The organism is Candidatus Paracaedibacteraceae bacterium (assembly GCA_019636055.1).
Classification (GTDB): Bacteria; Pseudomonadota; Alphaproteobacteria; order Paracaedibacterales; family Paracaedibacteraceae; genus Paracaedibacter.
In genome coordinates this window covers 514,929-540,943 of record JAHBYH010000001.1, presented here as the reverse complement: position 1 = coordinate 540,943, position 26,015 = coordinate 514,929, and the positions used below count along the sequence as shown (strand labels likewise).

At 42.3% G+C, this 26,015-nt stretch carries 19 protein-coding genes; 11 read left to right on the top strand and 8 right to left on the bottom strand.

Features of this window, described 5'->3' with window-relative positions; all coding sequences use genetic code 11:
• Window positions 1–207: 207 nt before the first annotated feature.
• The 9 genes from recF (at window position 208) to KF820_02540 (ending at window position 13,163) form a co-directional block, all read left to right on the top strand.
• Window positions 208–1,350, top strand: coding sequence for a DNA replication/repair protein RecF (gene recF / locus KF820_02580; GenBank protein ID MBX3457233.1), 1,143 nt, complete (start codon window positions 208–210; stop codon window positions 1,348–1,350).
• Between the two features lie 99 nt (window positions 1,351–1,449).
• Complete coding sequence (gene dnaA / locus KF820_02575; GenBank protein ID MBX3457232.1) at window positions 1,450–2,850, top strand: chromosomal replication initiator protein DnaA; 1,401 nt, start codon at window positions 1,450–1,452, stop codon at window positions 2,848–2,850.
• Window positions 2,851–2,854: 4 nt separating this feature from the next.
• Window positions 2,855–3,982: a DNA polymerase III subunit beta gene (dnaN, locus tag KF820_02570; GenBank protein MBX3457231.1), complete on the top strand. Its 1,128-nt coding sequence runs from the start codon at window positions 2,855–2,857 to the stop codon at window positions 3,980–3,982.
• Window positions 3,983–3,993: 11 nt separating this feature from the next.
• The gene (locus KF820_02565) at window positions 3,994–4,884 is read left to right on the top strand and encodes a folate-binding protein YgfZ (protein MBX3457230.1); all 891 of its coding nucleotides are present in this window, start codon (window positions 3,994–3,996) and stop codon (window positions 4,882–4,884) included.
• A complete protein-coding gene (gene dnaG, locus KF820_02560; protein ID MBX3457229.1) occupies window positions 4,871–6,652 on the top strand; it encodes a DNA primase in 1,782 nt (593 codons plus the stop codon). Before KF820_02565 ends, dnaG begins: the two co-directional genes overlap by 14 nt.
• Window positions 6,653–6,672: 20 nt before the next feature.
• A complete protein-coding gene (rpoD, locus tag KF820_02555; protein MBX3457228.1) occupies window positions 6,673–8,601 on the top strand; it encodes an RNA polymerase sigma factor RpoD in 1,929 nt (642 codons plus the stop codon).
• 207 nt (window positions 8,602–8,808) lie between these two features.
• Window positions 8,809–11,244: an ATP-binding protein gene (locus KF820_02550; protein ID MBX3457227.1), complete on the top strand. Its 2,436-nt coding sequence runs from the start codon at window positions 8,809–8,811 to the stop codon at window positions 11,242–11,244.
• Window positions 11,237–12,073: a mechanosensitive ion channel gene (locus KF820_02545; GenBank protein MBX3457226.1), complete on the top strand. Its 837-nt coding sequence runs from the start codon at window positions 11,237–11,239 to the stop codon at window positions 12,071–12,073. The genes KF820_02550 and KF820_02545 overlap by 8 nt, the downstream gene beginning before the upstream one ends.
• 103 nt (window positions 12,074–12,176) lie before the next feature.
• Window positions 12,177–13,163, top strand: a complete 987-nt coding sequence (locus KF820_02540; protein MBX3457225.1) for a hypothetical protein — start codon at window positions 12,177–12,179, stop codon at window positions 13,161–13,163.
• A 74-nt stretch (window positions 13,164–13,237) separates the two neighbouring features.
• Here the strand turns inward: KF820_02540 and KF820_02535 are convergent, their stop codons facing one another.
• From KF820_02535 to KF820_02505, 7 genes are all read right to left on the bottom strand, one after another.
• The gene (locus tag KF820_02535) at window positions 13,238–14,074 is read right to left on the bottom strand and encodes a hypothetical protein (protein ID MBX3457224.1); all 837 of its coding nucleotides are present in this window, start codon (window positions 14,072–14,074) and stop codon (window positions 13,238–13,240) included.
• Between the two features lie 159 nt (window positions 14,075–14,233).
• Window positions 14,234–15,229 (bottom strand): tryptophan--tRNA ligase, encoded by a 996-nt coding sequence (gene trpS, locus KF820_02530; protein ID MBX3457223.1) that lies wholly within the window; start codon window positions 15,227–15,229, stop codon window positions 14,234–14,236.
• A gap of 195 nt (window positions 15,230–15,424) precedes the next feature.
• Entirely contained in the window at window positions 15,425–17,290 is a 1,866-nt protein-coding gene (locus KF820_02525) for an acetyl-CoA carboxylase biotin carboxylase subunit (protein MBX3457222.1), read from the bottom strand.
• Between the two features lie 136 nt (window positions 17,291–17,426).
• Entirely contained in the window at window positions 17,427–17,732 is a 306-nt protein-coding gene (locus KF820_02520) for a 2TM domain-containing protein (GenBank protein MBX3457221.1), read from the bottom strand.
• A gap of 12 nt (window positions 17,733–17,744) precedes the next feature.
• Complete coding sequence (locus tag KF820_02515) at window positions 17,745–19,271, bottom strand: acyl-CoA carboxylase subunit beta (GenBank protein MBX3457220.1); 1,527 nt, start codon at window positions 19,269–19,271, stop codon at window positions 17,745–17,747.
• A gap of 80 nt (window positions 19,272–19,351) precedes the next feature.
• The gene (locus KF820_02510; GenBank protein MBX3457219.1) at window positions 19,352–22,336 is read right to left on the bottom strand and encodes a hypothetical protein; all 2,985 of its coding nucleotides are present in this window, start codon (window positions 22,334–22,336) and stop codon (window positions 19,352–19,354) included.
• A gap of 61 nt (window positions 22,337–22,397) precedes the next feature.
• Window positions 22,398–23,069, bottom strand: coding sequence for a glutathione S-transferase family protein (locus KF820_02505; protein MBX3457218.1), 672 nt, complete (start codon window positions 23,067–23,069; stop codon window positions 22,398–22,400).
• Window positions 23,070–23,135: 66 nt separating this feature from the next.
• Between KF820_02505 and KF820_02500 the strand changes: the two genes are divergently transcribed.
• A complete protein-coding gene (locus KF820_02500; protein ID MBX3457217.1) occupies window positions 23,136–23,939 on the top strand; it encodes an undecaprenyl-diphosphate phosphatase in 804 nt (267 codons plus the stop codon).
• Here KF820_02500 and KF820_02495 read toward each other — a convergent pair.
• The gene (locus tag KF820_02495; GenBank protein ID MBX3457216.1) at window positions 23,919–25,070 is read right to left on the bottom strand and encodes a phosphoglycerate kinase; all 1,152 of its coding nucleotides are present in this window, start codon (window positions 25,068–25,070) and stop codon (window positions 23,919–23,921) included. The two genes, KF820_02500 and KF820_02495, sit on opposite strands and share 21 nt — an antisense overlap.
• A 54-nt stretch (window positions 25,071–25,124) precedes the next feature.
• Here KF820_02495 and folP point away from each other — a divergent pair, with 54 nt between their 5' ends.
• On the top strand, window positions 25,125–26,000 hold the full coding sequence (folP, locus tag KF820_02490; protein MBX3457215.1) for a dihydropteroate synthase: 876 nt from the start codon (window positions 25,125–25,127) through the stop codon (window positions 25,998–26,000).
• Window positions 26,001–26,015 lie beyond the last annotated feature (15 nt).

Genomic DNA, 26,015 nt, shown 5'->3' with positions numbered 1-26,015 from the left:
TAATTCGGCAATGGTGTTGGGTTCTGCAAAATCAGTTTTAGACGGAAGTTGTTGGCAAGCAGATAAAAAAAGACAAGATTAAGATAATGCGCTTCATGACAGTCCCCCTTAGGTTACGCAAGTTATGCGATATTTTATTTAAAATTGTCAAGATGTTTTGTCGACAAAAGGATTCAGGAAAAGTCCAATTCATGCTAGCTTAGGTACATGATCACTAGTGAAAAATTATCTGTCCAGCCGACGTCGATGCTCCAGGCTTTTAGCTTGGTGCACTTTCGTAATTATAGCCAACGATCGTTTGTTTTTACATCTCCTTTAGTTGCGTTGGTTGGGGATAATGGTATTGGTAAAACTAATGTGTTAGAGGCGATCTCGCTTTTTTCCCAGGGACGAGGCTTGCGATCCACTAAACTGTCTGAAATGCGTCAAGTGGGGCAAGAGCAGCCGTGGGTTGTTGCTGCAACCTTTGATATGGGCGGCATGACTATTCCCTTTGGCACAGCCTTAGATTTTGGCCCGTCTGGCGGAGAGCGCCGTCTTATCAAAATTAATCAGGTTCCGGTTAAAAGTCAGGTGACTCTGTCCGAGTGGTTGAATATTGTGTGGGTTATTCCTTCGATGGCGCGGTTGTTTCAAGAAGGCGGAAGTCTTCGCCGTAAGTTCATTGATCGCATGGTGATGGCCTTGAATCCCTCCCACTCTGAACGTTTGAATCGTTATGAACATTATCTGAGAGAGCGGAGCCAATTGTTGCGTCAGGGAACGGCGGAACCACAGTGGTTATCGAGTATTGAGCGAAAACTATCCGAAGATGGTATCGCAATTACCATTGCGCGGGCACAGTTGGTGCGTCAGTTGACGGCGTCTCAGTCCGATGATCCGAATTCTCCGTTCCCACGGTATTTTGCGCAAATGATAGGGGATATTGATGAGTGGTGTCGTGATGGCGCTGCTGTCGATGTTGAAGATAAGATTCGTGCAGCGCTGGCTCAATCAAGATTACAGGATGCCCAAACAGGAGGGGCGGCCATTGGTCCCCATCGTTCTGATCTTAACGTGACCCATTTGGGTAAGCATATGCCGGGTGAGATGTGTTCCACGGGAGAGCAAAAAATGTTGTTGCATGCTATGACATTGGCCTTTATTCGGTTGCTTGATTCATACCGGGACCGTTTGACTTTACTCTTGTTGGATGATGTAGTTGCGCATTTAGATGCAGATCATCGAGGTTACTTGTTTCAAGAAGTAGCGAGTATCTTGGCAAATGGGGCAAATCTTCAGATTTTTATGACAGGAACCAGTGTCGATGAATTTAGTCAAATTTCTGGTGTCCAGATAATTGAGGTTTGACCAAAAAAACTCCGTGACGCCAATGTAAAATAATGACAAAATGGTTTTGGTTGTGTCATGATGTGAAGACATATTTCATTTAATTCAGAGGGTTCATACGTGGGGTTTGCTCAACAATCTCAATCGCGTGCATCAGATCAAGGGGGAATCCCCCAAGAATGGGCGTTAGTTTGTCAGCGATTGCAGGCTGAATTGGGGGATGCTACGTTTCGCAGTTGGATTGCTCCTTTGGTTTTAACCAGTGCAGCGAGTGGTCTTGTGCAATTGGCGGCTCCGACTCGATTTATGCGAGATTGGGTTGCCTCGAACTTTCTCGAAAAAATCCGTAACCACTGGCAAGATTTAAATCCGACCATCGATACAATTGACTTAATTGTGAAGACGTCAACGCCCGCTGTCGCTCCTATAGCTCAGGCTGCAGTGCCGGATCCGATGGTTGTGACACAGGGTGAAGAAATTGACATCGAAGGTAGCTTTATAGGCTCAACCTTAGATCCGCGTTTTACTTTTGAGAACTTCGTTGTAGGTAAGCCTAATGAGTTGGCTTATGCGGCGGCCTTGCGCGTGGCTGAATCTGCGACTGTGCAGTTTAATCCCTTGTTTTTATATGGGGGTGTTGGTCTTGGTAAAACTCACTTGATGCACGCTATTGCATGGCATATTAAGAAATGTCACCCTGAACGTCGTGTTATTTATTTGTCTGCTGAAAAGTTTATGTATCAGTTTATTCGGGCATTACGGTACAAAGACACTGTTGCCTTTAAGGAACAATTCCGTTCCGTTGATGTACTGATGATTGACGATGTGCAGTTTATTAGCGGTAAGGACACGACGCAAGAAGAGTTTTTTCATACATTCAACGCGTTAGTTGATCGTAATCATCAGGTTATTGTATCAGCTGATAAATCACCATCAGATCTTGAAGGAATGGAAGAACGTCTAAAATCCCGTTTAGGTTGGGGTTTGGTTGCTGATATTCATCCCACATCCTATGAATTGCGCTTGGGTATTTTACAGTCAAAAGCTGAGACTCTTCATGCCGTTGTCCCTAAGGATGTTTTGGAATTTTTAGCATTTAAGATTGCTTCTAATGTTCGCGAATTAGAAGGGGCTTTGAATCGTATTATTGCGCATTCGACCTTGGTTGGACGTGAGATTAATCTTGAGATGACTCAGGATGTTTTGCGTGACTTGCTGAAAGCAAATGATCGTCGGGTGACGGTTGATGATATTCAAAAACGGGTGTGCGAATATTTCAGCATTAAACTGTCTGATATGCAATCATCCCGCCGATCGCAAAATGTGGCGCGTCCGCGTCAAATTGCTATGTACTTGTCAAAAGTTTTAACATCCCGCTCTTTGCCTGATATTGGCCGTAAGTTTGGTGGCCGGGATCATACGACTGTTTTGCATGCTGTTAAGAAAGTTGAAGAACTAATGGGCAGCGACAAAGAATTTTTAGAAGATTTAACTATTTTAAGACGAACATTGGAGGTCTAGTACGATGAAGTTTTCCGTTGAACGCAGTGAGTTTTTAAAGGCTCTATCCCATGGCAGTAGTGTTGTCGAAAAACGGACAACTGTTCCGATCTTGAGCCATGTCCATATTCAAGGGGAAGGCGGGGCCATTCATATGACCACAACAGACATGGACTTGGCCTTGGTCGAAGAGGTTCCGGCGGTGGTTGAAGTGCCGGGTGCGATTACGGTGTCTGCTCATATGCTGTTGGAAATTGTACGTAAACTGCCGGACGGGATTCAAATTCAGGCAACCTTAAATCCAGAAAATGACCAACTCACGCTTAAGGCAGGTAAGTCACGCTTTAATATTGCAACGCTGCCAGCAGAGCAGTTCCCGAAACTAACGCAAAATGATTTGCCATTTAGTTTTAAACTGACAGCTGAAAAACTACGTTATTTGATTGATCGGTCTCGCTTTGCGATGTCAACTGAGGAGACCCGTTATTTCTTGAACGGAATTTATTTCCATGCTCATGAAGTTAACGGGCAGAAAGTATTTAGATCTGTTGCAACAGACGCTCATCGTTTGGCCTGTATTGAGGTACCGGTGCCGCAAGGGGCTGAAGCTATCCCGGGAATTATTGTCGGGCGTAAGACGATTACTGAAATTCGGAAGTTGATCAATGATGCAAATCCTGAAACTGAAATTTTAATCAGCGCTTCTTCTCAACGGATTGAGTTTAAGTTGCCAACAGCAACCTTGAGCTCACGCCTTGTAGATGGAACATACCCTGATTATGAACAAGCCATTCCACGTGGTAATGATAAACCCGTTATTGTTGATGCTAAAGATTTTGCTAAGGCGGTTGATCGCGTTGCGACTGTTACAACAGACAAATTGCCGGTCATTAAAATTATCGTTGCTAATAACAAGTTAACCCTTATGGCGGCGAGCAGTGAATTAGGTGATGCAACGGAAGAAATGGAAGTCGACTTTCCATTTGATCAGCCTGTTGAGATTGGTTTTAATGCAAACTATTTGGTTGATATTACCTCGCAGATTGGCGATGAGGGGGCAGAAATATTGTTGTCCGATGGATCTGCACCAGCCATGATTAAGGGATTGAACGATTCCGAGGCACTTTTTGTCTTGATGCCGATGCGCGTGTAAGGAGGGAGAGGATGGGGATATCTGCCTGCATCCTGTCCCATCGCGGACTTGTAAAAGTTGGGGGGGCTGATCGTTTAGCTTTTCTTCAGGGATTGCTGACGAATGATGTATCAAAAATATCGGCTGATCGAGCGATTTATGCCCTGCTTTTGTCACCACAAGGTCGGATTCAGTACGATATGCTCCTTCATCAATCTCAGGATGATTGGTATATTGAGGCGGATCTTGATCGGTTGCAAGACCTTATTAAGCGTCTGACAATTTTTAAACTAAGATCTAATGTCACACTTGATCTTGTGACTGATAAAACTATCTTGTCTCTCTGGGGGGATGACGTGGCCACGAACCTTGGGTTGACCCAGGAATCAGGGGCGTGTCTCTCCGCTTCTCTATGGACGTGTTTTAATGACCCGCGTTTTGCTGATGTCGGGGCGCGGGTTATTGTGTCCTCTGATGCTCAAGATAAAGTCAAAGACTGTTTGGGTTTTACTCTTGTGGATGTTGATGCGTATAATCAACATCGGTATGCTTTGGGTGTACCTGAATCATCCCAAGAACTCGAGTTTGACCGAGCTATTCCCTTGGAGTATGGTCTAGATCAACTGAACGCGATCGATTGGCAAAAGGGATGCTATATGGGGCAGGAGTTGACGGCTCGGACAAAATATCGTGGTCTGGTTCGCAAACGAGTGTTTCCTGTAGAGTGGCGCGATTATGACAAAGATCAGCATCTCCTGAGTCAAGATCGAGATGTCGGGCATTGGATTGCAGTTGCCCGTGGATCGGCCTTGGCCATGGTAAGACTCGAAGCGTTAGGACAAGAAATAACGTGTGGTGGTAAACCTGTCGCGATAGGTCGACCCCCTTGGATGATAATACCGGAAAATAATGACGAAGCTTAAAGATCATTTAGATTCAATCAGAGACCGCTTGCCGATTTCTGTGGTGATCGCGCCTTATGTCGCGTTGAAGAAACGTGGTAAGGTGCTGATTGGTTTATGTCCTTTTCATAATGAAAAGGGGCCGTCCTTTAATGTTAATGATGAAAAAGGATTTTATCATTGTTTTGGCTGTGGAGCCCATGGAGATCATTTTTCCTTTATAACAGAAAAAACGCATATACCCTTTATGGATGCGGTGGAAACACTGACAAAACAAGCTGGGTTGGTGATGCCTCGCTTTGAAAAAGAGGGAGAATCTAAATCGTCCGAAGAAGCCAAAGATGCCAAAGAATCTCTGTACAATATTAATGAAGTTGCTTGTCTTTACTATGAAGAGCAGTTACGTCATCCGGATTTTCAAAACATACGGGATTATCTGAAAAATCGTGGGATGTCTGGTCAGGTTGCTGCAAAGTTTCGATTAGGTTATGCCCCAGCCCGCGGGCTTGTTTCTGTTTTAAGGCAGCGTGGGTTCAGTGATGCTGACGGTGTAACGTCAGGGTTGCTGATCAGGGCGGATGACGGGCATGTTTACGAGCGGTTTCGTGACCGTGTTATGTTTCCAATTCAAGATAGTCGTGGTCGGGTTATTGCCTTTGGCGGGCGCATCACGACGACAGGTGAGCCTAAATATCTCAACTCACCGGAAACGCCATTGTTTCACAAAGGACGGCAGTTGTATGCTCATAATATGGCAGTCTCAACTGTCAGATCAGGTCAACAGTTTGTTGTTGTCGAAGGATACATGGATGTAATTGCTTTGTTTCAAGCGGGAATTACAGTGGCGGTGGCACCTCTTGGGACAGCTTTAACAGCTGAACAAATTTCACTAATGTGGCGGACGTGTAAGAATCCCATCTTGTGTTTTGATGGGGATAATGCAGGGCGTAAGGCAGCTCAACGGGCAGCAATGGTTGCCTTAGAAGTTTTAAAGCCTGGTTTTACCATTGAGTTTAGCTTTATGGTTGCGGGCGAAGACCCCGATTCCTTTTTAAAAAAGAACTCTTCAGCTGATATGCGGGATTTATTACGTCATACAACATCGTTGACAGATGTCTTATGGCAAGTCTTTATGGATGGTCGTAGTTTAGTAAACCCCGAGGATAAAGCTAAGGCCCGACAAGATTTGGTACAGCTATCCTATAAAATTAATGATCCGGAAGTCCGTCATTTTTATCTTCAGGATCTGAATGGAAAACTTCAACGTGCCATGGCACAGAAAACTAAGGAGAATATGCAGGCTCAAAAAGTCTTAATTCATCAGGGGGTAAAACCGGACCTAATGAAAAAAATTACGGACGGGCAGAAAATATTATTGGCAACATTAATAAATCACCCCACATTACTAGCAGAGGTGGCCGAACAGTTGATGTCTCTGGAAATTGTCGATGAAAAACTTGATGCAATTCGTAATTTTTTGTTAGACATTTCAGCCGAAGATCACCATAAATATAATAACATAGTTTCATTACTGTGCGATTCAGGACACGCTAACTTTGTCGATCAAGAAATGACACAAAGCCTTTACATGCGGGCAAGATTTGCACACACTAGTTCTGAGATTGATCAGGCGAGATCCGGTTGGCAAGAAATATGGCGATTCCTTGAGCGGAATAGTCAGCTTAAAAGTGCTGCTGACGAGGTTTCTCTTGAGTTAAAAACTGAATTAAATCAACGTTCATGGCAGAGTTTGCAGTCAGTGAAGCGACAGCAAACCCAGCTAACTTAAGCAAAGGGGCAATAAGTAGTATGGCTAGTAAAAGTACTCAAACCAACGATCTTTCTGAAACTCTTGATGAAATTCCTTTGATTGAATTAAGCAAATCTAATCCGGCCCTTAAGCGGTTACTCAATCGTGGGAAGACTCGTGGTTATATCACTTATGACGAGCTAAACGAAGCACTTCCACAAGATCAACTTTCATCTGATCAAATTGATGAATCCATGAACATGATCTCTGAAATGGGGATCAGTATTGTTGATGGGGATGATGTTGAGGAAGGGGCTCTCGACTCGCAATTTACACGTCGTGACTTCGAAGATTTCGAAGAAGAATCCGAAGAAGAAGATACATTATCTGGTCGCACAGATGATCCTGTCCGCATGTATTTGCGTGAGATGGGGAACGTTGAGTTGCTGACCCGTGATGGCGAAATTAATATTGCTAAACGCATTGAGTCCGGTAAGGAAATGTTGTTGGGCGGTATGTGTGAAAGCCCATTGACGGCGCGAACATTTGATATGTGGCGTGAAGACCTTGAGGCTGGTAAGATGTTGTTGCGTGAAATCATCTCAATCGATACGAGTGGTGGTTTTGATGAAGAAGAAGGCATGGCTGACGTCGAAGAAGATGACAGCGATAATAGTTCTTCCGAGGCCAGCGAGAGTGGTGAAGCTTCAACGGACGCGCCTCAGAGTCAACCCTTGTCAGCTTTTGAACAGGTTATGCTTCCAAAAGTTATTAACTTGTTGGAAAGTTATACCCAGACTTATTCTGAATTTTGGGAACATCACCAAGAGATGATTGCTAAGGGCAAATCTGGTGAAAAGATTGCAGCTGACGATAAGTATAAGAATTTAAAACTATCCTTGATTGGAATTGTTGATGAATTAAAACTGAACCCGAATAGCGTTGAGTTTTTGTTGAACCTGCACAACAAAATGAATCGTATTGTTGCGAACCTAGAGCGCAACTTAATGGCCAATGCAGATGCTTGTGGTGTTAAGCGTGAAAAGTTTTTTGACTTTTTGACCGATGTTGATTTTGACGATGCTTGGGCGGAAAAACTAAAATCTCAATCCGGTAAAGGGTGGGATAAGTTTCTTGAAAAGCATTCAAAGGATATTGATGATCTTGTTGAAACTGTCAAAGAAATCGAAGAAGATACGAGTTTGAAGTTTTCAGAATTTCGCCGTATTGTCACTGTTATTCAACGCGGTGAACGTGAATCGTCACGAGCAAAAAAAGAAATGATTGAAGCGAACCTTCGCTTGGTTATCTCGATTGCCAAAAAATACACAAACCGTGGTTTGCAATTCTTGGATTTGATCCAAGAAGGTAATATTGGGTTGATGAAAGCTGTTGATAAATTTGAATATCGTCGTGGATACAAGTTCTCAACCTATGCGACATGGTGGATCCGTCAGGCGATTACACGCTCAATTGCTGACCAAGCACGGACTATTCGTATTCCGGTTCACATGATTGAAACCATCAATAAAATGGTTCGCACATCGCGTCAAATGATGCACGAAATTGGTCGTGAGCCAACACCGGAAGAACTCTCTGAAAAGTTGGCTATGCCCCTTGAAAAGGTTCGTAAGGTAATGAAAATTGCTAAGGAACCAATTAGTTTAGAGACACCGATTGGGGACGAAGAAGACAGTCATTTGGGTGATTTTATTGAAGATAAAAATGCGATTCTTCCTGTGGAATCGGCTGTTCAAAGTAATCTTCGTGAAACAACGACTCGGATATTGGCAACGTTAACGCCACGCGAAGAACGTGTTCTTCGGATGCGTTTTGGGATTGGTATGAACACCGACCATACCTTAGAAGAAGTAGGGCAACAGTTTGCCGTGACGCGTGAACGTATTCGTCAGATTGAAGCTAAAGCGCTTCGTAAACTTAAGCATCCTAGTCGTTCCCGTAAATTGCGGAGTTTCTTGGATACGTAATCAAAAAAGGCTAGAGAAATCTAGCCTTTTTCATTTTTGTGGGGTGGAGTTGACTTCATTGCCATAAGGTTGTTATCGTACAGATAGAACTTCTTATCGTTGATCAATCTTATTGTGAAATTAATCCCAAACCTTAGTATTCGATTGTTGATCCAATTTATTCTTATTGGGGTCTATTCCGTCGCTGTCTCAAATGATAATTCCGGAATGATCACTCAAAATGTTGCTCGACAGATTGAGGATATTAATAAATCTCGACAAAAAATTGAAGAACGAATCAATCTTAGGCACTCCTTTCTTGAAAGCCATTTAAAAACACTTTCCTCAATCAATGTGGCGCGCTATCGCATGGATACAAAACAGCTTTTTGATAGCTTTGAGCAAGTGCAGTCTATTTGGCAAGAACTCGTTAAGCGGTCTTTTTCTAGTATATCCTCTCAATTTTTACAAGATGACTTGCCTAATATTAAATCCCAACTTTTATTGTTGAACTCAAATAACCCTGAAACAATAGCATTATCGAAAAGAATCGATCGATTTGATTTCTGGCTGGATTCGCAATTGGAATTAGATCAAAACTTGTATAATCGTGTTTTGCTTTTGTCTGGTAAGGTTCGATCTAAATTGTATCAAGAGTTGACTCAACGGAATGTGTATCCGATTCGAAAATACAGCAAGAAATACTTTTTAAATGTATCAGACGAAATTCGTGTTATCCCAACGCGGTGGGCTGCAACCATTGTTAGTAAAGTTTACGATTGGAAACGGAATATAGCTCAAGGCTGGCGTGGGATGAAATCTATTTTTTCCGAAGCCGGTGTCCTTGCGTTAATCTTATACATGATTTTCTTTACGTATCGACGATTTGAAAGGCTATCAGAGCTCTTAGAAAACTGGGTTTCAAAACAAACTGATGCGTGGGGCATGAAAAGCCGTTATGTTCGATTCACATTGTATCTGGTGTATCGATCCATTCCGTGGTTTTTGGTGATTACAGCCGGGTATATCTCGAAAAAACTGATTAAATTTACGACAGTTGATGAATTGTCAGAGTTGATTGATCTTGTCATTTACTATTTTTACTATCGATGGTTTCTTGCTCTTGTAACTTATGGCAGTACGCGTTTGCGTGTTGATAATATTATCTCCTTTTCCTATGAATTTTATAAGAAACTCTTAAACTCAATTAAACACTTAAGCTTAACTTTCCTTATTTATTTTATGGTTTTGAAGGCTATTGATTCTGTTGTTGGCAAGGCCTTGGTTTACGAATTATCGGAAACACTTTTTATTCTGATTATTACTGTGTTACTTGTTTGGGAAATTTATCTATGGCGTGAGAGTATCGCTTCTGCGTATGATAAACTGGTCAGCCAGTCCATGGTTTTTAAAAAACTTTCTTGGAATAATCAGTTTGCGATATATTTTTTACCCTATTTGCAACTAGTTTTGCTTTGCTGTGGTTTGGGGTTATCCCTCTTTGCGCGTTTGGCTTCCGGAACCAAGGTGGGCGCTAGGTTATCCTCTCAAATTTTTGTTCACCGAGCAAAAATGGTGGCTCGTTTGAGTCAAGACCAAGAAGGACAAGAGCGATTAAGTGACGATGTTTTGCAGAATATTCTCGAACCGGGTACCGAACGGTTGTTTGCTGTTGATACCCCTGAGATTGACACGATATATGGGCGAATATTAGCGTGGGATCGGGGCGAAGAAGCACTCTCTTCAGTGTGTTTAACGGGAGAACGCGGCGCAGGGGCAACAACTGTTATTGACGAAATTGTGCGTCGTTGCACTCATTTGCGACAGGTAGTTGTAAATGTCCGTGAAAAATATGTCAACATGGATGATCTTTTGAAAGATATCACTGTGGCCGATTATGATAAGGGTCAAACGCTTCGCGAAATTTTCAAGAGTCCTGACACTGCTATTGAAAAAACAATACTTGTGATTGATAACCTTCATAACATGTTTTTGTCCTATCCCGGCGGGTTTAAGCTTCTAGAGGAAATTCTATCCTTTGCGAGTAAAAAACATGATCGTGTTTTTCTCATGTTGACCTGTAACAGTCGTTCTTTTGATTATATCCGAAAGATTAGTTCCAAAGCCCCTGTAGGCGATGCAGTAATTGAGATTCAATCATGGGATATCAACTATATTAAGCGCATTATCCAATTCAGAGCCGAGCGAAGTCAGGTTGAGTATTCTTTTGAGGATTTGGGGCTTGCTTTAGGCGTTGATAATGATTTGTCTGTTGTTGAGAATCGGTACTATCAAGCTCTTGCGCTCAAATCGCATGGTATACCTCGATTGGCTTTGTTGTACTGGGCGAAATCCCTTTATCGCGTTTCGGGGGATACTATTTATATGGTTGGATTGCCAGATGATATTTCTCAGGATGATATTCGTCGGTTAACTTATATTCATTGGTCTTTGTTGTCATGGATTATGCGACATCAAAAAATGTCACTAAATTCTTTGTGTCAGCTTGGTATGTGGCCAGAGTCTGATGTGCGTTATTATTTGTATGATTTATTCAAGCGTGGGTTCATTGAAGAGATGGAATATCATTTTTTCCAGATTGAAAGCACGTTTTATTGGGACTGTTTATCCACTTTAAGGCGATTGAATTTAATTAATGACTGAAAGTTTAGATTATGCCACGGTTTTATCCGAAATATTTAGGGTTGAGAAGATCACAACTCTGATTGTTTTGTTCATTGTTTTGTATGGGATCATTCATGTTCTGAAAAAGGTCGGACGGCAATTATCCGCCAGATTCCCGCGTAATAAAAATACGATTCTCCAGATATCGGCATTGATTAATTTTGCAATCAGTATGGTCGGGACTGGATCTATTTTATACTGGGGGTTAAAGCCGTCACGGGAAGTTATATTGGCTGTCTTAGGAAGTGCGTCGGTTGCAGTTGGGTTATCTTTGAAAGAAACCGTTGCTTCTTTAATTTCTGGTATTACTATTATTCTCGATCCCCCCTTTCGGATTGGGGATCGTATTTATTTTCATCAACACTATGGTGAAGTAAAAAATATTGGATTACGTTCTGTTAAAATTATGACCATTGACAACCAAATTGTTACAATTCCAAATTCTAGTTTTACAACGGATGTTGTTATATGTCAGAACCCCAATAAAAACCACTTAAATGTTGTTACACCCTTTTTCTTAAATGTTGCAACAGACGTTGAATTAGCTACTGCAATTCTCAAAGAGGTTGTTGTGACGAGTCCGTATGCTCATCTAGGTGAAATTATTGAGGTTCTCGTCGAACATGTGACATTTGCAGATGTTGTGGCTGCTAAGTTTTTAGTCAAGGCTCATGTAACCAATGCAACTTTTGAACGTGTATTCCAAACAGATATTTATAATCGCGGGATTAAGGAATTAATTAAAAATGGAATAAGTACGGCATTTCTCTATAAACCAGAGCACCCAAAATTGTTGAAATCCGCCTAAGAATTGGCTTTTGACAGGCTGAGCCGTATGTTGGTATTATAAGTTAAAATAGTTGAAAATTTTACGAAAGTGTCTGACTTTGACGAAACGTTCTGCCCTTAAAATTGTTGGTGCTATTATTGTTGTTTTATCCGTGTTGATTGTTTTTGAATATGCCCATCAGGGGTACATCAATGACATGTCGATTCAGCCTGTCAATCGTTTTAGTGCGCCGGACCTCGAGGCTCCTGAGCCAACAGGCCGTCCTCCTGTTTTTCTTGTGACGTATGCTGCCGGTGGCGAACAATATTTTCGAAACCAAAATGCGGTGAACCAATTTGCGGTTAACAAAGGGATTGATTTTATCTTGAATTATCGCAAATCCCACATTGATGTTAAATTTTTTGATAAAAACCGAGAAATTTTCAATGAAAAAGTTGGTGCCGGCATGTGGGTTTGGAAACCCTATGTGATCTTGAGGACGTTAGAATCTGCCCCTGAGGGGTCTATCGTTTTATATCTGGATTCAGCGTTTAAAATCAGGAAGCCCGTTCCTCGGTTTTTGGACCAACTGGGGGATAAAGATATTATGCTCGTACAAGATCAAGATCGATTGAATGGCGCCTATGTTAAAGGGGATACGTTTCATTTAATGAATTGTATGGAGGATAGCTGTCGTCAAAGCTCCCATATTTGGAGTGCTTTGATTGTTATTCGTAATTCTCCCCAAAGCCGAAAGATAATAAAACAATGGTTAGAGGCCTGTGAGAATATTGAGATCTTATCAGGGACCGGCATGAAATATGTTCCGAACTTTCCTGAGTATAAGTGGCATCATTATGATCAGTCAGTTTTAAGTTTAGTCTATTATAAAAATCGGGATGCCATTAAGCTGGTCCGTTATGATGATGTCGATAAGTATTTTATTTGGTTCCATAGAAAAGCGGGACGACATTCGCAACTTAAACCATGGTATACAGTTTACGGTGCGGAGCCTGCTATTGCAACTGGTGATGGTTATAAGAAATTATCCTCTTGGGCTTTGCTCAATTTAACCCCTCTGGTCTATATTCGCAAGCTGCTGAATAAGGATTGGGATGTTGGGGGATAATTATGGTATAGCCATTCCATTTGAGCCTTGGACGCCTGCTTCCAAACTCAACGTGAACAACTAGCTATAGAACGCTACAAGATAAACCGAGTGTGTTTTGGTTTTTCTTGTTTTTTCTTAAAAATGCCTTTGCTTTTAGGTTGGTAGGAGGCCAGTTGTATTTTTATGATATCTTCAGGATGTAATCTGCATTGACTAAGATCTAATTTTTTAAGTTTTGGGCACTGTCTGATAATTGTAGCAAGTTCGGCGCCAAGCCCCATTATGTTCTCATAGGCAAGGGATACGGTTTCCAGAGTTGAAAGGGATGCAATCTCACGCAATAAAGGAAGACGAAGATCAGGGGGAATTTGGGTGAATGTCAGGTTTAGGTTCTGTAATCCTTTAAGTGTTGGCAACGTTACGATGAGCGTTTCTACAGTTTTTTTTGATAGAGAAATACCGTGTAAGTCAAGCGACCTTAGATTCCCGTTTAGCCTTAAGTTGCCAATAACATCTGTGAATTCATCTGTGGCAAAGAAATTCCCGGATAAATTAAGTTCTCTAAGCTCAGGATTATTCAGTGTAATCAGAGCGAGTTGTTCCGTGGCTTTTTTACATAATTCATTACTTCTAAGGTCAAGGACTCTTAGATCATGGCGTTGACTTAAGGCGTGCAATAAGGGGAGTGAGTTGCTGTCGCTGAGTTGACAGAACGGGATTGAAACCATATGGACGCTATTCTTGTTTGCAATCATTTTGCCGATGGCTTCGGCATCATATGATGATAGAGGGTGATGCCAAATTTCAAAAGTGACGTTATCTGGTTTAGCAAATTCGTTCAGTTGGGCATATAAAGGGTTTTGGTGGAGGGTAATGTCTTGAGCGTAACTCAGCCATGGAGAAATAAGGAGCAATAATCCAAGTAGCATGTATACCTCCTGGCAATATTATTACTTTATTTAATTTTATCAGATATTTTTATTATAACCAAGGAGGTGTTAATGAAATATAAATGTGGAATCTTGATGAGGCAGGAAGTGCCCCTCCGACAACGGAAGTGGGATCAAAACCCGCTCATTGCAGAGAGTCTATACCATTCCAATAACATGACGCACATCGCTCATATGAGCTGACGCCAGCTCATTGGCTCGGCCCGCACCACGTTTCAGGATAGCATCGAGTTCACCCTTGTCAGTTAGGTACTGACGCATTTTATCCCCCATGGGAACAATGGTTTCTGCCATCAGCTCTGCTAATTTCTGTTTGAACGGGGCAAAGTTGGCGCCAGAAAATTCTTGGCAAACGGTATCTGGTGACATGTTTGCAAGAGTTGCGTAAATATTCACAAGATTCTGTGCCTCGGGGCGGTTATCTAGGTCGTTAAATTTTTCAGGTAGGGGGTCCATGTCCGTTTTTGCTTTACGAATCTTTTGGGTAACAGCATCGGCAGTATCAAGAAGTTCGATACGGGAATATTCAGAAATATCTGATTTACTCATTTTAGATGTCCCATCTCTTAAGCTCATGACGCGGGTTGCGGCCCCTAAAATCATGGGTTCCGGGATCGGGAATAAGTCTTCACCGAAACGTCGATTAAAGGCGCCGGCAATGTCGCGTGCCAATTCAAGATGTTGTTTTTGATCTTCACCAACAGGAACATGAGTGGCTTTATATAGCAAAATATCAGCGGCCATCAGAACAGGGTAGGCATACAATCCAAGACATGCTAAATCTTTGTGCTTGCCAGCCTTTTCTTTGAATTGGGTCATGCGGTTGAGCCACCCCAGTGGTGTAATACAGCTAAAAATCCAAGATAATTCAGTATGAGCAGGCACATGGCTTTGAGCAAAAATGGATGATTTTGCAGGATCTATCCCTGCCGCTAAATAAGCAGCTGCAATCGTATACGTATTTTCTTTTAAATCTTCTGAGGCGTCAAGAGTTGTGAGTGCGTGCATGTCAACAATACAGAACAGGTTTTCTTGCGATTGGTGTTGCATGGTGACCCAGTTGCGGATTGCTCCTAAATAGTTTCCTAAATGAATCCCGCCCGTGGGGCGTACACCTGATAAAATACGCTGCATTGCTCTAGTCCTGCGTTATGAATTATGGAAATTATACGTGTTTTTGATGTGAAATAAAATAGCTTTGCCTCAGAAAATAAACTGTAAGCTGATGCTTATTGTCAACTTTTTCTAAACTGGTTATAGGTTGCTTGCACATTTTACGCCTTATACTTTTGGCCAATCACCGGGTTTTTTCTTTATAAGGTAACGTTATTACCCTAGTTTTACAATCAACTGATCTCTTGTAAGGTTATCCCCATTGTTTACGAGTATTTCACTAACAATACCTTCTTTGGGGGATTTTAAAATATTTTCCATTTTCATGGCTTCGATAATAACCAGTGGGTCGCCTCGTTTTACGTGTTGTCCTTGCTGTATTGGCAGGGCAATAACAGTCCCTGGCATAGGTGCCTTGATGATATTTTGATCCTCAATTCCTTTATTGAAATTAAGATGCTGAACTTTTTCCCAATGACGGCTGTCAATAACTTTGACCTGACGGGTTATGCCTTTAAGCGTTAAATGAAGTGTTTGATCGTGATTGAAAGCTTGGCAGACATATGTTTGACCGTTAGTGTCTAACTCAAATAGATTCGGTTTTTTTATCCAATTAAAATTAGCGTTAGGGTGTTGATCTTTATGGATTATTTGATCCAAAATGACAGTCTGGCTTGTTGCTGTCCCATGATAGGCAAGAGCTGCTTGGATAAAAATACAATCTAATAGTTGATTTTGAGTCAGGGATTCAAGGTTTTGTTCAATATAATGGGTATGGTATTGCCCGGAAAGAACCGCCGGATCTTGTAATAAACGAACCAGAAAATCTTGATTTGTTGTTATGCCCCGAATAATACAGCGGGAAAGAAAGTCTGTAAGAGCATCGATTGCTTGTGATCGATTAGACGCATGGGCAATAACTTTTGCAATCATTGGGTCGTAATAAATAGAAATAGTGTCGCCTTCGGTAAATCCTGTGTCAATTCGGATTGTGGTGCTCTCGGGCCAATAAAAATCAATCAGTCGACCGGCACTGGGTAAAAATCCTTCGGCTGCATCTTCGGCATAAAGACGTACTTCAATGGCGTGTCCTGACGGTTTTATATCAGGTTGCGTGAAGGTTATCTTTTCCCCATCTGCGATGCGGATCATCCATTCCACAAGGTCAATCTGATTAACCGCTTCTGTTACGGGATGTTCAACTTGTAAGCGGGTATTCATTTCAAGAAAGAAAAATTCTTCGTTGGGAGAGACAATAAATTCAACAGTTCCTGCAGATGTATATCCGACTTGTTTTGCTAAAGCAACCGCTTGGTTAGCCATTTTTTGGCGAATCTCGTTTGAGACAAACGGGCTTGGTGTTTCTTCGACAACTTTTTGATGGCGACGTTGCAACGAACAATCTCGTTCACCTAAGTGGATAACGTTTCCGTAATTATCTGCTAGGATTTGAATTTCGATATGACGGGGTGTTTCAATGTATTTCTCGATAAAAACGCGGTCGTCGCCAAAGGCAGATAAAGCTTCGCTCTGAGCACGCTCAAGCCCCTCGGCTAGACCTGAGTCATCATAGACAACCCGCATTCCTTTGCCCCCACCACCAGCGGCTGCTTTTAAGAGGATAGGATACCCTGCTTGGCGTGCGAAATCTTGGGCTTGGGTTATGGCTGTTATTGGCGTTGTGCTGCCCGGGACAAGGTTAACGCCTGCTGATTCAGCCAGCGCTTTTGCCTCTAATTTATCCCCCATTTGTTGAATTACTTGAGGTGTTGGTCCGATAAAGCGTAATCCTGCATCCTGTACAGCCTGAGCAAATTCAGCTTTTTCAGATAAAAAACCATATCCAGGATGAATAGCATCTGCCTTGCTTGTTTTTGCAATTTCAATGATCTTGTTGATATTGAGATAACTTTCCTTTGAGGGGGCTGCTCCTAAACAGTAAGCTTCATCCGCCATATCAACGTGGGGTAATAGTTTATCGATATCACTATAGATAGCAACAGTTTTAAGCCCCATGATTTTTGCTGTTTTAATGATTCTGCAAGCAATTTCACCACGGTTAGCGATCAAAATCTTTTTCATGGGATTATCCTGTGTCGATGTGCGATAGGTCGGCCAGCGGGCGGGTGAGGGGTGTTAATGTGAAGAGCATCTTTAGCGGTTCTAAGGTTTTGTGGTCAGAGGTTCCACCTCTCCCACAAGGGGAGAGGTGAAAAAATTACTCAGACTTCTTAGATTTTTTTTCCTTGGATTCATCAACAGCAGCTTTATATTGTTCGTCTTCCCATTCTTTTGACAAGAACGGGAAATAATCGCTGAGTTGTGGGAAAAGACCCAGACGTATTCCTTTGATAATGGATACAGCGCCCAAAGAAATTAAAACCCATAAGGGCCAAAAGGCACCACCAGTTGTCAGCCAAATGAGAAAGCAAACGATAACGACAACGCCATGGATGACAAGGCTTGTATAGTAATCCCGTAATTCACGAATGCGTTCTTTAATTTCTTCTTCATGATGTGCCATAAGTTTCCTCCTTTATAGCGGTATATTATCATGTTTTTTCCATGGGGTCATAATCTGCTTATTTTGCAGCATCTCCAAGGATCGTACAATTTTTGTGCGCGTATCTTGGGGTAAAATGACCTCATCAATGTAACCAAGTTTAGCAGCAATGTACGGATTTGCAAACTTATCCTGGTAACTATTGGTATGAGTATCAATTTTTTCAGAGTCACTAATATCTTTGCGGAAAATAATTTCAACGGCTCCTTTGGCGCCCATAACGGCAATTTCTGCCGAAGGCCAAGCGTAATTGACATCGGCGCCGATGTGCTTAGAGCTCATGACATCATAGGCACCGCCATAGGCTTTGCGGGTAATAACCGTAATTTTAGGAACTGTTGCCTGGGCAAAAGCAAATAGGAGTTTTGATCCATGTGTGATGATGCCATTTTTTTCTTGGTCAACACCCGGCAAAAAGCCTGGGACATCAACAAATGTGATGATCGGAATATGAAAGCAATCACAAAAACGCACGAATCGCGCAGCTTTTCGGGATGCGCTGATATCTAAGCAACCAGCCAATACCATTGGTTGATTAGCGACAATCCCAACATTTTGGCCATTGATATGGCAAAATCCCGTTATGATGTTTTCAGCCCAATCTTTGTGGATTTCAAAAAACGCCCCATCATCGGCGATTTTGAGGATGAGTTCTTTCATATCATAGGGATGTTGCGGGTTTTCAGGTATAAGTTTATTAAGTGACGGGATGGGCGTTGCAGCGGTCGGTTGTTGCGGGGCTGGTTGAGGGCGATTGTTTTGCGGGATAAAATTCATCAGGCGTCGAATTTCCATTAGGGCATCATAATCATTCCTAAATCGCCCATGCACGACACCAGACTGGCTCGTGTGAACATTAGCGCCGCCTAGGTTTTCTGATGTGACGATTTCGCCCGTGACAGTTTTAACCACGTCAGGGCCAGTCACGAACATATACGATGTGTCTTGGACCATAAAGGTAAAGTCGGTCATGGCAGGGGAGTAGACAGCGCCACCGGCACAGGGGCCCATGATAAGGGATATTTGTGGGATAACACCGGATGCAATAACATTGCGTTTGAAGACCTCGGCGTATCCGCCCAAGGATAAAACACCCTCTTGAATGCGGGCCCCCCCTGAATCATTAAGTCCAATGACAGGAGCGCCAACGTCCATAGCTTTATCCATGATTTTACAAATTTTCATGGCGTGCATTTCGCTGAGGCTGCCCCCCATGACGGTAAAGTCTTGAGAAAAGACAAAGACGAGTTGTCCGTTAATTTTTCCATGACCTGTAATGACCCCGTCGCCAAGATATTTCTGTTGGTCGAGACCAAAATCATGGCTGCGATGTTCAACAAAACGATCCCATTCTTCAAACGAGTCCGGATCAAGGAGTATGCTGATCCGTTCGCGAGCTGTTAATTTGCCGCGTCGGTGTTGAGCTTCCATACGATCAGCACCGCCACCGAGTTCTGATTTTTCTAAGTGTTCTTTGAGTTTAGCTGTGGCTTCACGCATGACGTACCCCTTTTGTTTATCTATAGTTTATCAGAAATTATAGATAATAAAAGGGGGGATGTCGCATCTAAGAATGAATTTTATAAGATCATCATTCCTTTCAGAATTTCTGTTGCTTGATCTCGGGAATAGCCACCGTCGAGCATGAGTTTGTCAAGCATGGCGTCAGTGTTTTTTGCATCCATGCCCTTAATGATGTTGCCCCCTTTGATAATATCTCCCTCATTCACAGTATAGTTTTGGCGATGCGCACACTTGTCCAGATCACTTTGGATATACCGTGATTTAAAATCAAGAGACAAACATTCAGGTTTCTTTAATTGTTGTCCGAGTTGATGAACGCGATCACCAATTGCTGAGAGACATTGACTTAACCCGCGTTGACCTGCGCCAATATTCGGAAACCACTGACAATTAAGTAATTTGATCGCATTATCTGCTTTTTCCATGACGTCAGTCCCGTGGGATAATAGCGTATCAAGCTGGATTTGTAGTGTTTCTAGCGTATTTAAAAGTTTGTTGATGGACTCTCTGAGGCGTTTTGAATCTCGTTGATAGCGACTGTCAGAATCAAAATTATTCATCCGTTCCTCTAGATCACTAATACCTCTGTTTAAGTTGCCGAGAAGGGCTTTTAATGTGTTAACATCCTTAGCAAGGTTAGGATTTTCTTGCGGAACTGTACTGATCATAATCGATGTTGTCATCAAAGACATGACGGCTGTGACCATATCGTTCATTTTTGTGAGACTAAGTAGATAGTGTACCCAGCCTTCCTGAATTTGAGTTAGTTTACTGCTCAGTTCATCATAATTTTTTTGTGTTTCATCGCGTCGGGCTTTTAATGATTGAATCTGCTGGCGACGTTTTTCGATCCAAGATGTTTGAAAAGTCGTTAACTTTTCTATAGCACTTGCTAAATCTCTTTTTGTAAGTTTTAGTTGATTGATGATACTGTTTGAGGATCTGACGGTTTTATCGGCTGTTGCTAATCCTGTCTGAGCCAAAATACCGGTTTGTAACTGATTAACTAAAAAGCCAAGTTGAATCTGGGGAGATACGGGCCTTCCCTGTTGTATATCCTTAACACATTGCATGTGTCCGGAAGCTAACCAAGGATAGCATGACGGGAATTGATCTTGTGTTTTTTTGGGGATAGGGTCGAGAGCCCAGCGAGCACATTTTTCTATATTGGACTGAGTTAAGTTACCTAATCCTGTAATATATGGACATCCTAATGCGGTAATATCTGTGCGTGTATTTGTAAGGGTAATTTTACTACGAGGGGCTAGAGCTTGGAGTGATGTTTTTGCTAGGCCTTCTTCGAGTATTTTAGTGTTATAGACTTCCCGTTGGGATTTTATTGGCTCATCAATTGAATTTTGTGAGGGTTGCCCCCTTGTACAGAAATTTATGACAGCATTTGCGCCGCGTGAAATTGCCTCGGTAAATCCTTTGCCGATGTTGCAAACTTTAGCAAAAACACCTTGTTTGTCATGGACTCTTAATATTGCTTGATCAACTTCAAAGTTTGGGTATTTAGTTTCTAGTATTTTCAACGCTTGTTCCATGGGGGCGGATAGAATTTGACTCTTCATGAATTGACGGGCCAGAATTCGATCTCGTGTTGCTGTATCGATGACTTGGCGTAAAGCAGATTGGATGTGTTTTGGGTCAATCTGCAGTACAAAAGTTGATCCCGGAATTTGATTTAACAGGTAGAGTGCGAACTCTTTTGCTTTATCCGTCAGTGATTTTTGAACCATGGCGATGACAATATCTTGTATTTTATCAGCACCACCTTCCTGCATCAGTGCATCTGTCAATTCAGTGTTATCCTGTTCTAAAACGTAAGTTTGATCAAGAATGCTGTTTAGGTGGGCTCTGGCGAGATCGATGATTGTTGACAGTTGTTTGTCAAGAGATCTTAGTTTTTCACGAAGCGGTTCTAGACTGGTCTGGTAATCTTTATAAGCTTGTTGAAGTTGATTTTCTTGGCGTTGCCTATCAACGGTGGCTCTGGATGTGTTTGCCATGCCTGTTCGTTCCTGCGATGATAAATCCTGTAAAATCCGACGATTTTCCTCGAGATCTAAGAGGATCCTCAAGGGGGTTCTTTTTGATTGTGCTATGGTTGAAATCTGTGCTTTTCCTTGAGTAACACTTTTTGCACATGCTAGATACGCATCTAATGGGCGTGACGGATCAATGGCTTGTTTTTTAGAGCGTGCTCCGGGAATGATAATGGGTTGACATTCTTCATTTTGAATCGGCGGATTTTTTGTTAATGCTTGAACAAAGCAAGCTATCATGTTGGGATCATTGGTTTGCCCGATATCTCTAATGGCCGGGCAATTTGCTGTTTTGACTGCAGTTTTTAGTGACGCTAACGAGTCTGTTGAAACTGTGAATAAGCGAGCTCTTAGTTTTTGCTGTAGTTGTTTGATGAGTTTATCCCGAGCAATTATATGCTTTTTGATTTCTCTTGATAGGTTTTGGATTGTGGTGTCAGTAATTTGATCTTTCCAATTGGCGATCAAATCAGCATTAGCTTGTATGATTGCCTCTGAGGTTTTGTTATAACGCTTAATGAGCTCTTCATTATAATCCTCAAGGAGTTTATTCTTAAGATCTATAAGGTTTTTTGCAAGAATGGCGTAACGCTTTGACCACGTTGCAACGAAATCAATAAGTTTCTTTTGCCGCTTTAATCTACGTTGAGCATCTTTATAGTCTTGTGTTCGTTTGTCCATGCGATTTTGTAGGTCATTCCGAAGACCAATATAATCGCGACGGATATTATCAAGTCGTTGGTCAAATTCTTGCCTTAGCTGTTCAATTTGATCATCTTCAAGGCGTATTTGGCGCCGTAGTTCTTGTAAATCCATAGTATTAATTGCGGTAGTTGCTTGTTTGCGTTGCTCGGTTACGGCATCTCTTGCGTCTTGTAAGGCTAGGAGATTCTTCAGCGTTGGTGTTGTGGGGCGATTCCACGGAAGATAATCACTGAATTTAGCAAAGGAGGAGCCTGTCATTAGGGCTAGTAAAATCAAAAATTTGACCATGATATATCGCCTATAGGTACGAGTGTACTAAAAAGGTTATAGGAGATTGTTTAAAAAATAGTTAAAAATCAAGAGATTGGTAATGCTCTGCAGGTGTCAGCCCACCTAGACGATCTTGTAGGATCGGTCTAAAAGAGGGGCGAGACTTGATCCGCATATACCAATCCTTAGCTACTTCATGATTGTCCCAAGGAACATCGCCAAGGTAATCAATGGCGGATAAGTGAGCCGCTGCTGCTAAATCTGCCAAGGATAAATCATCGCCTGCTAGCCATTTGCGACGATCAATAAGCCATGAAATATAGTCAAGGTGATAATTGATCATTGATTTTGCTTGTCGGATAGCCTGGGAGTTTGTTGGGCCAGCTTCACGCATAAAGCGACGGAGTGTTTTTTCGAAAATGAGAGGCAGGCTGACTTCATGGGCAAATTTGCCGTCAAACCAAGCGGCGAGCCGTCGAACTTCGGCGCGGTGGGCAACCCCATTGCCAATCAGAAGGCGTTCGGGATAGGCTTCTTCTAAGTATTCACATATAACACTGCTGTCGGCTAGGACGGTTCCGTTTAAGTCAACAAATACTGGGACTTGACCCGCGGGATTCATGGTCAAAAAGGCTTCGCGACGTTCCCAAAAGCGTTCAATTTCAACATCAAAATCAAGGCGTTTTTCCCCTAAGACAAGGCGAATTTTTCTTGAGAATGGACACAGCATGTAATGATACAACGTGCGCATAAAACACCCTTAACGTAGCCCTGTAAAAATGATACAGTTGACGAAATTAACCCTATTGAGTTTATTATGTCTTATTTTGAAATTTTTGTCTTGAGTTTAATTCAAGGATTGACTGAATTTTTGCCTGTTTCATCATCAGGTCATTTGATTTTAGTACCTAAATTGTTGGGATGGCAAGATCAGGGCCTTGATATGGATGTGGCTGTTCATATAGGGACATTGATTTCTGTACTTATTTACTTTAGGCAGGATGTTCTTGAGCTCCTGTCGCATTTTTTTGGCTATGTTTTTTCGGGTTTTTCTCGTCAAAAGTTAACACCTGAAACGCGGTTAGGGCTGATTATTATTGTGGCAACGCTTCCTGCTGTCTTCATTGGGTTTGGACTTAAGAAAATGGGGATGGACTTTGTTCGCAGTACATATTTAATTGCCGGAACAAGTATATTTTTTGGTATGCTTATGTGGGTAGCAGACCGTCGGCCTCAACTTTTAGGGCTTGATAAAGTCGATTGGACAAAAGGATTTGTCATTGGTCTGGCTCAGGCTATTGCGCTAATCCCAGGGACAAGTCGTTCGGGGATTTGCATGACGGCGGCGCGATCTTTTGGGTTCGATCGCGTCACGAGTGCTCGGTTTGCCTTTTTGCTATCAATTCCGGCAATTTTAGGCGCAGGTGTTCTTTCCTGTGTTGATGCGATCAAAGATGGACATCCGATTATTATGGGTGACCTGGTCTTAGGAGTGGTGCTCTCATTCCTGTTTGGTTTGACAGCTATTCACTTTTTTATTCGGTTTTTAACAAAACATGGTTTGATGGTTTTTTCTGTTTACCGAATCATTTTAGGGATTTTACTCCTGATCTTTGCTTAGAACTGTAATGCCCGGTAGTTTTTTCCCCTCAAGCCATTCTAGGAATGCTCCGCCTGCAGTTGAGGTGTAGGTGAATTGCTCTTCTGCCCCAGCTTTTTTTAGACAGGCAAGCGTGTCTCCACCGCCGGCTACACTAATTAATTTCCTATTGTTGGTTAATTGGGCAACATGGCGAGCGATTGCAATTGATCCTTGATCGTAGGGGGGGATTTCGAAAACGCCTACAGGGCCATTCCAGACAAGAGTTTTGCATTGATCAAGTGCTGTCTTAACCCTTTGTGCAGTCTGAGCGCCAATATCCATGATTTTGAATGAATCAGGGGGGCTTTGAAAATCAGTTGGTAGGATGATCGTGCAGTTCTGGTTTTTTGCTTGTTCTAAAAGAGCTAAAGCAATTTCTGCGAGATCAGGTTCTGCTAGCGAAGCGCCAATACCCTGTCCTTGGGCGAGTAAGAATGTGTTAGCCATGCCGCCACCCAAAACCAGATAATCAACTTTTGTAATCAGATTGTTTAAAAGATCTAATTTTGTCGATACCTTGGATCCGCCAACAATAGCCATTAACGGGCGTTCAGGTGTACTGAGGACACCGTTAAGGGCGGTTAGTTCTTCCTGCATGCCAAATCCGGCTACGGCCGGCAAAAGTTGGGCTAAGGCAACAACAGATGCGTGGGCACGGTGTGAGCAAGAAAATGCGTCGTTAACATAAATATCCCCTAAAGATGCGAGTCGTTTGGCAAAAGTAAGATCATTTTTTTCTTCTTCGGGATGGAATCTAAGATTTTCCAATAGAATGATGCTGCCATGCGGGGCTGCTTGTATCGCCGATGAAGCGAGTGTTCCAATGCAATCTGCTGCAAAGGAAATCGGACAATCGATATAATTTTTTAATACATGAGCAATCGGTTCTAAACTTAAGCTTGTGTTTGGTGCGCCTTTTGGCCGTCCGCGGTGGCTTAGGATAATAACTTTACACTGATGATCAATCAGATAAGTTAATGTTTTCAGAGAACGACGAATGCGGGTGTCGTCGCTAACCTGTTGATCTTGAAAGGGAAGATTTAAGTCAAGGCGGACAAGGACAGTTTTGTTTGTTATGTCTACTTGATCTAATAAAGGAAGTTGGTTCATAATCTGGATCACAGTGTAAAGAGTATAATATAAAATTAGCGAAGTTTATTCACCGTGGCAAGAATCGAAAATCTAGAAGAATTTAGTTTATCTTTAATGACACGCCCAACTAAAGTTATGGGCATTATCAATGTAACGCCGGACTCATTCTCAGGCGATGGCGTCATGGTAACAAGTGATTATATCCAAAAGGCTGTTGATCAGGCACGTGTCTTTATTCAGCAAGGAGCAGATATCCTTGATATTGGTGGTGAGAGTACCCGCCCAGGAGCCAAACCCGTTGGTCTGAAAGAGGAGCTGGCACGTGTTATTCCTGTGATCGAAGCTGTTCATTCTGAGTTTCCTGATGTTTTAATCTCCGTTGATACATCTAAAGCTGATGTTGCGCGTGCCTCTATCCGTTCAGGGGCAACCATTATTAATGATGTTAGTGGCTTGATGATGGATCCGGATATGACTAGCGTGGCACTGGATGAAAATGTGCCTGTGGTTATTATGCACTCGCAGCAAGGTTCTTCTATTCAGCAAATAGATCGAACAGATCCTTTGAATAAATGTGGTCTAAGTATTGATTCTATTGTTGCAGATGATTTAGATCGGCTGGCTATTCATGCCATCAGCCGTGGTTTAACACGACATCATATTATTTTGGATCCGGGCATTGGTTTTGCCAAAACCCAAGACCAAAACCTTGCACTAATTGGCAATCTTGATCGTATTAGAAATTTAGGTTATCCCGTGTTACTCGGTGTTTCACGAAAGTCATTTATTGGCCATGTGGCTGGTGATTCTGTGGAAAAGCGATTGCCAGGGAGTTTGGCTGCTGCCACAATAGGAATTATGAAAGGGGCTCATATTGTTCGGGTCCATGATGTTGCGGAAACAGTGCAGGCTGTTAGAATTGTGGATGCAATCCAAAAAGCAAGGTAGAGATTAATAGCGAAG